This is a genomic window from Rhodopseudomonas sp. (assembly GCF_048594845.1).
Taxonomy (GTDB): Bacteria; Pseudomonadota; Alphaproteobacteria; order Rhizobiales; family Xanthobacteraceae; genus Rhodopseudomonas.
Map to the genome: position 1 here is coordinate 1 of NZ_JBMDXE010000011.1, position 11,806 is coordinate 11,806.

An 11,806-nucleotide genomic window follows, 5' to 3' on the forward strand; every position below is an offset into this window, starting at 1 on the left:
CCGGCCGAAGCCGGCGACCACTTTGTCAGATCGCTGCTGCAATCAGGCTCAGCACTGTTCCTTCCCGCAGCGGGCGAGGGCCACTTTCTGGCGCAGCGTGTCGAGGCCCACGGCACCGACCACGACCTGCTTGCCGATCACGTAGCTCGGCGTGCCGTTCATGCCCATCGACTCGGCGAGCTTGAAGCTCTCCTCGATCGTCGACCGCACTTCCGGGCTCTGCATGTCCTTGTCGAGCCGCGCCATGTCGAGGCCGGCGTCCTTGGCGGCGGCGAGCGCGCGCGCCTTGTCGGCCTGACCGCGGCCGCCCATCAACTTCTGATGGAAGTCGAGATACTTCTTGCCGCTCGGATCCTGCATCCGCACGGCGATTGCGACCTGCGCGGCTTCGACCGAGCCCGGGCCGAGCACCGGGAATTCCTTGAGCACGATCTTGAGCTTCGGATCGTCCTTCATCAGCTCGAGCATGTCGGCCATCGCGCGCTTGCAGTAGCCGCAATTGTAATCGAAGAACTCGACGAAGGTGACGTCGCCACTCTTGTTGCCGAGCACCACGCTGCGCGGCGAATTGAAGATCGCGTCGGCGTTGTCCTTGATGGCGGCCTGATGCTTCTCGGCCGCGGCGTTCGCCTGCCGCTTGCTGAGTTCCTCGGAGGCCTCTTCCAGCACCTCGGGATGCGTCACCAGATAGTTCTTGATGATGCTCTCGATCTCGCTGCGCTGCTCGTCGGAAAACTTCTGCGCCGAAGCGGCTCCGGGCGCGCTGATCAAAGCGAGCGCGAACAGGGCGGCAGCGAGCGGGCGGAACGACGGCATGGACAATCCCTTCGAGACGGAAGAATGGGCCGACAGGCAGCGGAATCGGAGTTTCATAGCGCTTTTCCTGCGGAATTACGCGTAATTTGTGAACACGTTTCAGTCAGCAAGCCGCTGACACGCCCGCTCCGGAGGGCGGTAGGATCGATCGCGCTGCAGCCCCGCGTTCGTTGACGCGAGGCTGGTCGTGGATGGCGCGGCGGGACGCCGCAGCGTTACTTCACCGTGGTCAGGCGCAGATAGGGGCGGGGCGCGTCCCAGCCCTGAGGGAACGCCTTCACGGCGTCTTCATCCTTCACCGACAGCGGGATGATGACCTTGTCGCCGGCGCGCCAGTCGGCCGGGGTCGCGACGCGATGCTTGTCCGCCAGTTGCAGCGCGTCGATCACCCGCAGGATCTCCTCGAAGTTCCGGCCGACATTCATCGGATAGGTCATGGTCAGCCGGATCTTCTTGTTCGGGTCGATGATGAACACCGACCGCACCGCGGCGGTGTCGCTCTGGTTCGGGTGGATCATGTCGTAGAGCTTCGCCACCGTCAGATCGGGATCGGCGACGATCGGAAACTGCAGATCGGTCTGCTGGGTGTCGTTGACGTCGGCGATCCACTTCAGATGCTCGGAGACGTGGTCGGTGGACAGCCCGAGCGGCTTGACGTTGCGCGCGGTGAACGGCTCCGACAGTTTCGCAGTCTTGCCCATCTCCGTGGTGCAGACCGGCGTGAAATCGGCCGGATGGCTGAAGAAGAACACCCACGAGTTGCCGGCCCATTCGTGCAGCGAGATCCGGCCCTTGGTGGTGTCGGCCGTGAAGTCGGGGGCGGTGTCGCCGATATGCAGAGACATGTGAACTCCTGTTGGGTGGTAAAAACGGGAGCAGCCCGGCGTCGTCACGCCGGGCTGCTCGTGGGGTTATTTAAGGGCGACGAACAAGGCGGGTTTGAGCCGCATCAAGACCGATCGCGCAAAACGAACCGGGATCATGGGCGGGTTGCTGCCGACGTAGGCGTGCAAAGCTGCGGCGACGTCAGTCCCGCGAAATGATCGCCGGCCCCGCAGCCTCGATCACGGGCAGGGGCGGGCGCGACCGTCCTTGCCGATATAGGTCATGGTCTCGGGATTGAACGAACGGTAGCGCGAGGCACAGTAATTGATCGCGTCCTGACGCCGCGACTGTTCGGCCGCGCTGGCGGCGATCGCGCCGCCAAGAATCGCGGCGCCGATGCCGATCCCGACCGCGGCGCCGGCATCGCCGCCCCAGCCGCGTCCACGTCCGCGGCCTCGCCATGCCTGCGCCGGCGTCGTCGAGGCGGTGATCGCCACGCCGGTGGTGGTGATCAGCCCGACCGCGTACATCCCGAGCAGCAGTCCGCTCGCAAGCGTTCGGGAAATCAGTTTGCGCGCCTTGCCGCGCTGAGCACCGTTGCCAGTCATCGATGTTTCTCCCTCGCATGGCGCCGCACGACTCGCTGAGACATACGGCAGATCGTTATCGCGCCACGAGGTTAGCGCCGGATCGGAGTCGCATCAAATCCGGGACCGGATGGTACGCCGGGGTGCGCTACTTGGACGGCCCCTTCGCCGCGACGATATCGTCCGCCCTGACCCATCCCGGCGAGCCGACCGGGAAGCGCGTCTTGGCGCGGGACGCCAGTTCGCGGGCGGTCTTGTTGTCGCCGCGCAGATAGGCGGCCTGCGCTGAGGCGAGGTCGGCTTCGGCGTAGTCGCCCTTGCGGCCGTAGGCCATTGCGAGCTGGCTGTAGCCCAGCGGCGCCTCGCCCTCGCGCGCCAGCGCGGCCTTGAGAATGCGGATCGCTTCCTCGGTGGTGGCCGGGTTGTTGGAGGCGACCAGCGCCTGGCCGAGCAGCATCTCGATCAGCGGGGCGCCGCGGCTCATCGACACCGCCTTGCGCAGCGGCGCGATGGCGTCCTGCGGCCGGCCGCCCTCGAGCAGCGCTTGGCCGCGCAGCTCGTAGAAATAGGGATTGTTCGGCTCGGACTGGATCAGGCTGTCGATCTGCGCCAGCGCCGAGCGCGAGTCGCCGTGCAGATAGGTCGAGATCGCGCGGGCATAGCGCGCCGGCAGGCTGGTATTGGACAGCGGATAGCGCCGATACACCGTATCCGGCCGCTCCATGAAGCCGGATGTTTTGGCGCGCATCATGTCGTGGCGCAGCTGCAGCGCGGCGTCGTCCTTCTTGTCCCAGTTCGGGCTGGATCGCGCCAGCTCCTCCAGCGCGCGCACGCGTTCGGCCGGCATCGGATGCGATTGTGCGTAAGGATCGGCGCCGCGGGCGGCGAACAGGCTTTCGTCGGTGAACCGGCGGAAGGTCTCGTACATGCCCTTCGCTGATTGCCCGGTGGCGTCGAGGAACTTCACCGCAGCCTTGTCGGCGTTTTCTTCCTGCTGGCGCTGATAGGACAGCAGATTGCGGCGGATCAGCTCCTGCGGCGCAGACACCGCCGCCGCGCCGATGTTGCCGGCGTTGTTGTTGGGGCCGCCGCGCGAGCCAGCCACCATCGCGCCGACGCCGAGCAGCATTGCGACGATCATCTGGGTCTGCGCCTGAGCGAGTTGGGTGCGCAGCTTCGACAGATGGCCGCCGGCGAGATGGCCGGTCTCGTGCGCCAGCACGCCGATCAGCTGGTTCGGCGTCTGCGACTGCATCAGCGCGCCGTAGTTCACGAAGATGCGACGGCCGTCGGCCACGAAGGCGTTGAACGACGGATCGTTGATGATGGCGATCTGGATGTTCTGCTTTTCCAGCCCGGCGACGCGCAGGATCGGCCGCGTGTAGTCGCGCAGCAGATTTTCGATCTCGGTATCGCGCAGCAGGGGCGGGCCCTTCTGCTGCGGCGCCTGAGCCTGCGTCGGAACCGGCGCCAGCGCGAGGGCAGCCGCGCACAGCACCGCGGTGAGACGCGAGATTTGGATGCGTGCCGCCCGGCGCATGCGGCCAGAGCCGGGCAGATCTTCAACCGTCACTTTGGTCATTGGCCGAGGTTCGAATACCGGTTATTGCCTTGCATCAGCCCAGCATTGCGGCAGCAGCGCGACGCCCGCCGGGTCTCGCCGAACCGAACCGCGCGGGGGATAGCAGATTTCGATGTTGGATGCGACCAAGTCGGCCAGACTGCGTCAATTGTTGACGCCGTCGGCGCGCAGCGATGTTCCGCCGTTCATGGTGATGGACGTGATGGCGGCGGCGGATCGGATCGAGGCCGCCGGCGGCCACGTCATTCACATGGAGGTCGGCCAGCCCTGGGCGCCGGCGCCGCGCACAGCAATCGCCGCCGCGCATACCGCGCTGGAGCAGGGGCGGATCGACTACACCTCGGCGCTCGGCCTGCCGTCGCTGCGCGCACGAATCGCGCGCCACTACCGGGAGACCTACAATTGCGAGGTCGCGCCCGAGCGCATCGTCGTCACCACCGGCTCGTCCGGCGCCTTCATCCTGTCGTTCCTGGCGCAGTTCGAGCCCGGCGATCGCGTCGCCGTGACGGTGCCGGGTTATCCGCCGTATCGGCACATCCTCAATGCGCTCGGCTGCGTGCCGGTGCCGATCGAGACGCACAGCGAGACCCGTCATGCGCTCACCGGCGAGGCGCTGCTGGCCGCGCATCGCAAGGCGCCGCTGAAGGGCGTTCTGGTCGGCAGTCCGGCCAATCCCACCGGCACGATGATGACCCGCGCGGCGCTGAGCGAATTGATCGCGGTGGCCGAGAGCGAGGGCATCCGCTTCATTTCGGATGAGATCTATCATGGCCTCGACTATGCCTTTCCGGCGGTGACCGCGGCCGAGTTGTCGCCGCACGCGGTGGTGATCAACTCGTTCTCGAAATACTTCTGCATGACCGGCTGGCGGGTCGGCTGGATGGTGCTGCCCGAGCCGCTGGTGCGTCCCGTGGAGCGGCTGCAGCAGAATTTGGCGATCTCGGTGCCGACGCTGTCACAAATCGCAGCCGAAGCGGCTTTCGAGGGCCGGGACGAGATGGAAGCCGTAAAGCACGGCTACGAGGTCAACCGCCAGATCCTGATCGAAGGGCTGCCGCAGGCCGGGCTGACCGACTTCCTGCCCGCCGACGGCGCGTTTTATCTCTATGCCGACGTGTCCAAATTTACCTCCGACAGCTTCGACTTCACCAAGCGGATGCTGGCCGAGGCGCATGTCGCAGCCACGCCCGGAACCGACTTCGACCCGCTGCGTGGCAAGGACTTCGTGCGGTTCTCCTACGCCCGGTCGGCCGACGACATGCGCGAGGCCGTGCAGCGCATCACAACCTGGCTCGGGGGAAAATCTCGCTGAGATGACGGTCTTGGACGAATCGTCCCTTGATCTGAGCGGCAATTCGTCGCTATAGGCACCCGCGAATAATTCCTTCCGGGAGAATTGCGTTGCCGATCGGTTCGTTCGCGCCCCCGGCCCGCAAGGGACAGGTCGTGCTCGCGACGGCGTCGGGACCCTGGCTCGCGGCCAATGGCGCCCGAACGGGCCATCATTCGGTGTCGATCCCCGTCGGCGACCGGCGAGGGTGAACGTCACGCTCCTGATATCGACCATCCATCGACTTGGCCGACCGGTCTGCCTGTGGTCGTCCGCGACGTCGTCCTCAACGACAGGCACATCAAGGTCAGTGGAGTGACGCCATGTCGACGATGACCGAGGTCGGCGCGCACGGAGTGCCGCATCCCAAAGCCCAGCCGCGCAAGCCCTGGTACAAAGTTCTCTACGTGCAGGTGCTGATCGCCATCGTGCTCGGCGTGTTGCTCGGCTGGCTGTCACCGCATCTCGCCACCAACGAATGGATCAAGGCGCTCGGCGACGGCTTCGTCAAGCTGATCAAGATGGTGATCGCGCCGATCATCTTCTGCACCGTGGTGTCGGGCATCGCCCACATCCAGGACGCCCGCAAGGTCGGCCGCGTCGGCGTCAAAGCGCTGGTGTATTTCGAAGTGGTGTCGTCGTTCGCGCTGCTGCTCGGCCTGATCGTCGGCAACATCTTCCAGGTCGGCCACGGTCTCGCCGCCAAGCCGGATGCTGCCGCGGTGGCGAAATACGTCGATCAGGCCAGCCATCTGAAGGCGGTCGACTTCGTCCTGCACATCATCCCGGACAGCGTGGTCGGCGCCTTCGCGCAGGGCGACATCCTGCAGGTGCTGCTGTTCGCGGTGCTGTTCGGCTTCGCGTTGATGGCGCTCGGTGAACGCGGCCACCGGCTGCGCGACGTGATCGACGATGCCGCGCATGCGGTGTTCGGCGTCATCGCCATCGTGATGAAGGCGGCGCCGATCGGCGCGTTCGGCGCGATGGCGTTCACCATCGGCAAATACGGCCCGGCCGCGCTCAGCAATCTGATCGGCCTCGTGCTGCTGTTCTACGCGACCGCGGCGCTCTTCGTGTTTGTGGTGCTTGGGCTGATCGCCAAGTTCGTCGGCTTCAACATCTTCAAGTTCATCGCCTACATCAAGGACGAACTCCTGATCGTGCTCGGCACCTCGTCGTCGGAAAGCGCGCTGCCGCAGTTGATGGAAAAGCTGGAGCGGCTCGGCTGTTCGAAGTCGGTGGTCGGCCTCGTGGTGCCGACCGGCTATTCGTTCAACCTCGACGGCACCAACATCTACATGACGCTGGCGACGCTGTTCATCGCGCAGGCGCTGGGCATCGAGCTGACCTTCAGCCATCAGGTCGCGATCCTGTTGGTGGCGATGCTGACCAGCAAGGGCGCCAGCGGCGTCACCGGCGCCGGCTTCGTGACGCTGGCCGGCACGCTCGCGGCGGTCAACCCGGCGCTGCTGCCGGGCATGGCGATCGTGTTCTCGATCGACAAGTTCATGAGTGAAGTCCGCGCGCTGACCAACATCACCGGCAACGGCGTGGCCACCGTGTTCGTGTCGTGGTGGGAAGGCGAACTCGACCACGACCGCCTGCACGCCAACCTCAACCGCACCGTCGATCCGTCCGACGTGGAGACCGCCGTCACAACCGGCTGATCGGCGCCAGGCTCGCCTTCGCAAAGCCGCCCGGCTGACGCAGCCGGGCGGCTTTGCTGCTTCCATTCACCAGCAAGACCTTCACCGTGTCCCGGACCAGGTGCCGCGCGCAGCGCGGCGCCGCCGATCCGGGACCCCGGTTACTCCACGCGCGTAGCAAGAACCGGGGCCGCGGATCTGCAGCGCACCATGCCGCAGCGCGGCGCGTTGCGCAGCGTCCGGGGCACGGGCTGGGCGGCTATGGGCTCATGAAAATGCCCGCGACCAGCGCGGGCATTTTGCAGAAGTTGATCGGTGGCCGGGGCTTAGTTGCCGCCGCCGAAGCGGCGGGACCACCAGCCGGCGCGGCGAGGGGATTCCGGCGCGGGGGCTGCAGCGACCTGCGGCTCGGGAGCCGGGGCAGGCGTGTCTTCGACCGGAGCTGCCTCTGCAGGCGCGGCCTCGACCGGGGCGGGTTCGATCGCCAGCGGCGTGGAAACCTCGGGCTTCGGTTCGGAGCTGCTGCCGAAATTCACCTTCTCGCGCACCGTCGAACGGCGGCGCGCGGTCCGCTCGGCCGGTGTTTCCTCGGCAACGGCCGGAGCAGGTTCGCTCGCCACCGGCGCGGGCTCGGGCGCAGCCTCGGCCTTCTCGACCTCGGCGGCGACGGCCGCCGGAGCCAGCGGAGCAGGGGCCGCATCTTCTGGATCGGGCTCATGGCGCTTGCCGAGCCACGGTTCGTCGGAGCTTTCCTGAGCAAAGGTTTCGCTGCCGGCCTCGGCGTCAGCGCCGGCCTCGTCGGACGCCTCGCCGGTGCCGAATTCATCGCTTGCACCCAGCGCGGCCTCATCGCCGCCTTCCTGGCCGTTACGCCGGCGACGGCCACCACGGCGACCGCGGCGGCGCGGCCGGCGTTCGCCGTTCGCCTGATCGCCGTTCGCCTGATCGGCCCGGGCTTCGCCATCGGCCTCGGCGGCTTCCTCGGACTCGTCACCCTCGTCATCGGCCGCGGCTTCACCGCCCTCGGCCGTGAACGCGGTCTCGCCGTCCTCGCTCGGCGCACTGGCCTCGCGGCCTTCGCCGCCACGCGACCGGCGCCGCCGGCGCCGCTTGCGCTTGCGCTCGCCGCCTTCGCCCTCGGCGTTTTCGCCCGCCGACTCGTCGGCCAGCCCGATGGTCTCGTCGGTCTCGATCTCGGCCTCGAAATCGTAGCCCTCGTCATCGGCGTAAGGTTCGTCAGGCTGCGCCGGGGCGGCGGCGACCTGTGCGGCCAGCAACGCCTTGGCGGCCTCCAGCGTGTGGACCTGCTCACCGCGGTCGATCACGAAGGACTGTTGGCCGCTCACGGTGCGATCGGCGATCACCGACAGCGAAACCTTGAAGCTGGTTTCGAGATCGCGGAGATGGCCGCGCTTCTGGTTGAGCACGTACAGCGCGACATCGTTGCGGGTGCGCACGATCAGATTGTGGGTCGCGCCCTTCATCAGAATCTCTTCGAGGCCGCGCAGCAGTTGCAGCGCGACGGAGGAGACCGAACGGACGTGGCCCGAGCCGCCGCAATGCGGGCAGGGCTCGGTCGAGCTTTCCAGCACGCTGGCGCGGATGCGCTGGCGCGACATTTCGAGCAGGCCGAAATGCGAGATGCGGCCGACCTGGATGCGGGCGCGATCCTGCCGCAGACAGTCGCTGAGCTTGCGCTCGACTGCGCGGTTGTTGCGCTTCTCGTCCATGTCGATGAAGTCGATGACGATCAGGCCGGCGAGGTCGCGCAGCCGGAGCTGCCGGGCGACTTCCTCGGCGGCCTCCATGTTGGTCTTGAGCGCGGTGTCCTCGATGTGGTGCTCGCGGGTCGAGCGGCCGGAGTTGACGTCGATCGAGACCAGCGCCTCGGTCTGGTTGATGACGATGTAGCCGCCGGAACGGAGCTGCACGGTCGGCGAGAACATCGCGTCGAGCTGGCTCTCCACGCCCATCCGCGAGAACAGCGGCTGGCCGTCGCGATACAGCTTCACCGCCCGCACGTTGGACGGCATCAACATCTGCATGAAGTCGCGCGCTTCCTGATAGCCCGCTTCGCCGGCCACCTGGATCTCGTCGATCTCCTTGTTGTAAAGGTCGCGCAGCGAGCGCTTGATCAGCGAGCCTTCCTCGTAAACCAGCGTCGGCGCCTGCGACTTCAGCGTGACGTCGCGGACGGTCTCCCACATCCGGATCAGATATTCGAAGTCGCGCTTGATCTCAGGCTTGGTCCGGGTCGCTCCGGCGGTGCGCAGGATGATGCCCATGCCTTCCGGCACGTCGAGATCCTGCACCACTTCCTTGAGGCGCGAGCGGTCCTGCGCCGAGGTGATCTTGCGGCTGATGCCGCCGCCGCGCGCGGTGTTCGGCATCAGCACGGCGTAGCGGCCGGCGAGCGACAGATAGGTCGTCAGCGCCGCGCCCTTGTTGCCGCGCTCTTCCTTGACGACCTGCACCAGCATCACCTGGCGGCGCTTGATGACTTCCTGGATCTTGTACTGCCGGCGCGGGCGGAAAGCGCGCTCCGGAACTTCCTCGAGCACGTCGTCGCCGCCGACCGACTCGACGATGTCTTCCTCGGCCTCGTCGTCCTCGTCGTCTTCACCTTCGACATCGCCTTCGGCGATCTCGTCGCCGGCGTCATGGCCGTGATCGTCGTCTTCGCCATGCTCGTGCTCATCGTGCGCCGCATCGGTGCTGTCGGCGATCGGGAACGGCGCGTCGTCTACGTAGCTGATCGAGCCTTCCGAGAAATGACCCTCGGAAGCGTGGTGCTCCGAGGCGTGCTCGGCATGGTCGTTCGCCTGCTGGGCGACGGCGGGTTCCGCAGCGCCTTCGGCGGCGATCGGCGGCGCCGCTTCCGGCGCGGCGTGTTCGCTCGCCTCGGCGCTGTGCGCCGGAGCCTGATCGGCATCATGGCCTTCGGCTTCGGCCGACGAGGCCTGCGCGGCGCCGGCTTCATGGTCCGGCAGCTCGTGCATCAGGGGCTCGTGATCACCGTGCTGATGGTCATCGTGCCCGTGATCACCATGATCGTGATCGCCGTGCTCGTGATCCGCGTGGTCGTGGCCCGCGTCGTGATGGTCGTCGCCGTGCTCGGCAACGAGGTCGTGCGGCTGCTCGGCCGAGGCTTCGACGATCTCGCTCTGCACGCGCTCGCCATTGCCGCGGCGGCGGTGGCTGCGATGTCGCGAGCGCCGGCGGCTGGAGCGCTGCTCGCTCTCTTCCTCGGCTTCGCGATGAGCGCGTTCGTCGGCCTCGATCAGCGCCTGACGGTCGGCGACCGGGATCTGGTAGTAATCGGGATGGATTTCGCTGAAGGCGAGGAAGCCGTGGCGGTTGCCACCGTATTCGATGAAGGCCGCCTGCAGCGAGGGTTCGACCCGGGTGACTTTGGCGAGGTAGATGTTGCCGCGCAGTTGTTTGCGCTGGGCGGTCTCGAAATCAAACTCTTCGACGCGGTTGCCGCGGACCACGACCACCCGGGTCTCTTCCGGGTGGGTGGCGTCGATCAGCATCTTGTTCGGCATTTTTCAACTCATGGCGGCGGAAAGCGCGCGAGACGGCCAGCGCAATGGGCGCGGCCGGATAACGCGACGGTCCACCTGATTCGGGGGTGAGGGGAAGGCCGACACGCAACTCACCGCGCCGTGCCGTGAGACCCGAGGCATCGCGCGTGGCGAAGCGGTTGCTTCGCGGCGGCGCGGCCTTTGCGTGGGTCCGGTTCGGCATCGCAATTTGGCGCATCAAGCGTCGGCCCGTCTGAACGAGTGGCGGCAAAGCATCCGCCTTGTCTTCTTGCTGAAGGACCGGCCTCGCGCCGAAGCGCTCACCGGCATGGATCATCCGGCCGTTGAGGCCGGACGGATCGGTCATGAAGAGTCTGAACCGTCCCTGGTACGAAGAAGCCCGGGGACCGGACGCCGCTCGGGCCTCACCGACGTTCCTGTCTGGCCGCGCACTGCGCTGGCGAGGAGGGGCCGGAAAAACGCAAAATCCCGCTTCTTGAGGTTTCGAGGGATCGGGCGCTGCACCGAGTGGCTGAACGCGACACAACCGGAGGATTAGACCGTCAGCGCCAGATACATACGTGGATTGGCTCTCGCTTGCAAGGAGAGCGTCGCCGCCCGGTCACACTGCGACTTATTCGAATCCGGCCGCTTAAGAGCCGATTAACCACGCAGTTCTATTGCGGTAGAAGACCAGCGGAGAGGGGCTCGAATCCTTGCAGGGGCGCACAAATCATTTTGTTTTGTTCTGCGCCGTCCTGGCGTGCGCTGCAGCATCGCTGTGCCTGCCGTCGACCGCCACCGCAGCGACCGAACAGACCGCCCCGGTCGCCATCCCCAGTAACAGTTTCCCGATCGCCTCCGACGCCCGCCTCGCCGGCGACGACACGCAGACCCGGTTCATTGTCGACCTCGACGGTAAGGTGCCGATGCGGGCTTTCACGCTCGCCGATCCGTACCGGGTCGTGATCGACCTGCCGCAGGTCAATTTCCGGCTGCCGGCCGCCGTCGGCACCTCGGGGCGGGGGCTGATCAAGGCGTTTCGCTACGGCTTGGTGATGCCGGGCGGGTCGCGAATCGTGCTGGAGCTGACCGGACCCGCCAAGATCGCCAAAGCCGACATGCTGGACGCCGCCAACGGCCAGCCGGCCCGCATGGTGATCGAGCTCGATTCCGTCGACAAGACCGCGTTCGATGCCCAGCTCGGCGCCGACAAGAGCCCCGAACTGCGGCCGTCGGTCGGCACCGCGGAAGTGACGGCCTCGGTGCCCACCGGCGTTGAGACGCCCAAGCCGGAGGTCGCGAAGGACGATCCCCGACCGGTGGTCGTGCTCGATCCGGGCCATGGCGGCATCGACAACGGCACGCAGTCCGCCAGCGGCATTGCCGAGAAGACACTGGTGCTGGATTTCGCACTGGCGCTTCGCGACCAGATGGAGAAGGGCGGCAAATACCGGGTCGTCATGACCCGTGACGACGGGGTCGTCGAGGTC

The 11,806-nt window shown here is 66.7% G+C and carries 9 protein-coding genes; 4 read left to right on the plus strand and 5 right to left on the minus strand.

Annotated features, from left to right (window positions below):
* Positions 1-48: 48 nt before the first annotated feature.
* From ACOJTD_RS00535 to ACOJTD_RS00550, 4 genes are all read right to left on the minus strand, one after another.
* Positions 49-816 carry a DsbA family protein gene (locus ACOJTD_RS00535; RefSeq protein ID WP_420130996.1) on the minus strand — a complete coding sequence of 256 codons (768 nt, stop codon included), beginning with the start codon at positions 814-816 and terminating at the stop codon, positions 49-51.
* 215 nt (positions 817-1,031) lie between these two features.
* A complete protein-coding gene (locus tag ACOJTD_RS00540) occupies positions 1,032-1,661 on the minus strand; it encodes a peroxiredoxin (protein ID WP_420130997.1) in 630 nt (209 codons plus the stop codon).
* A 219-nt stretch (positions 1,662-1,880) separates the two neighbouring features.
* Positions 1,881-2,249, minus strand: a complete 369-nt coding sequence (locus tag ACOJTD_RS00545) for a BA14K family protein (RefSeq protein ID WP_420130998.1) — start codon at positions 2,247-2,249, stop codon at positions 1,881-1,883.
* 127 nt (positions 2,250-2,376) lie between these two features.
* Positions 2,377-3,768: a M48 family metalloprotease gene (locus ACOJTD_RS00550; protein ID WP_420131004.1), complete on the minus strand. Its 1,392-nt coding sequence runs from the start codon at positions 3,766-3,768 to the stop codon at positions 2,377-2,379.
* 154 nt (positions 3,769-3,922) lie between these two features.
* Here ACOJTD_RS00550 and ACOJTD_RS00555 point away from each other — a divergent pair, with 154 nt between their 5' ends.
* Positions 3,923-5,122: a pyridoxal phosphate-dependent aminotransferase gene (locus ACOJTD_RS00555; RefSeq protein ID WP_420130999.1), complete on the plus strand. Its 1,200-nt coding sequence runs from the start codon at positions 3,923-3,925 to the stop codon at positions 5,120-5,122.
* 341 nt (positions 5,123-5,463) lie between these two features.
* The gene (locus ACOJTD_RS00560) at positions 5,464-6,807 is read left to right on the plus strand and encodes a dicarboxylate/amino acid:cation symporter (protein WP_420131000.1); all 1,344 of its coding nucleotides are present in this window, start codon (positions 5,464-5,466) and stop codon (positions 6,805-6,807) included.
* Between the two features lie 305 nt (positions 6,808-7,112).
* Here ACOJTD_RS00560 and ACOJTD_RS00565 read toward each other — a convergent pair whose 3' ends face one another.
* Entirely contained in the window at positions 7,113-9,785 is a 2,673-nt protein-coding gene (locus tag ACOJTD_RS00565; RefSeq protein WP_420131001.1) for an Rne/Rng family ribonuclease, read from the minus strand.
* Here ACOJTD_RS00565 and ACOJTD_RS00570 point away from each other — a divergent pair.
* The gene (locus ACOJTD_RS00570; protein ID WP_420131002.1) at positions 9,720-10,424 is read left to right on the plus strand and encodes a hypothetical protein; all 705 of its coding nucleotides are present in this window, start codon (positions 9,720-9,722) and stop codon (positions 10,422-10,424) included. The genes ACOJTD_RS00565 and ACOJTD_RS00570 overlap by 66 nt on opposite strands.
* A gap of 605 nt (positions 10,425-11,029) precedes the next feature.
* The coding region (locus tag ACOJTD_RS00575; protein ID WP_420131003.1) for an N-acetylmuramoyl-L-alanine amidase at positions 11,030-11,806 on the plus strand (777 nt) is incomplete at its 3' end.

Bases quoted from the DNA above. Each gene is read 5' to 3' on its own strand.
- ACOJTD_RS00565 (WP_420131001.1), bottom strand. From the start codon at position 9,785: ATGCACGAGCTGCCGGACCATGAAGCCGGCGCCGCGCAGGCCTCGTCG.
- ACOJTD_RS00545 (WP_420130998.1), bottom strand. From the start codon at position 2,249: ATGACTGGCAACGGTGCTCAGCGCGGCAAGGCGCGCAAACTGATTTCC.
- ACOJTD_RS00550 (WP_420131004.1), bottom strand. From the start codon at position 3,768: ATGCGCCGGGCGGCACGCATCCAAATCTCGCGTCTCACCGCGGTGCTG.
- ACOJTD_RS00535 (WP_420130996.1), bottom strand. From the start codon at position 816: ATGCCGTCGTTCCGCCCGCTCGCTGCCGCCCTGTTCGCGCTCGCTTTG.
- ACOJTD_RS00540 (WP_420130997.1), bottom strand. From the start codon at position 1,661: ATGTCTCTGCATATCGGCGACACCGCCCCCGACTTCACGGCCGACACC.
- ACOJTD_RS00560 (WP_420131000.1), top strand. From the start codon at position 5,464: ATGTCGACGATGACCGAGGTCGGCGCGCACGGAGTGCCGCATCCCAAA.
- ACOJTD_RS00570 (WP_420131002.1), top strand. From the start codon at position 9,720: ATGGCCTTCGGCTTCGGCCGACGAGGCCTGCGCGGCGCCGGCTTCATG.
- ACOJTD_RS00555 (WP_420130999.1), top strand. From the start codon at position 3,923: ATGTTGGATGCGACCAAGTCGGCCAGACTGCGTCAATTGTTGACGCCG.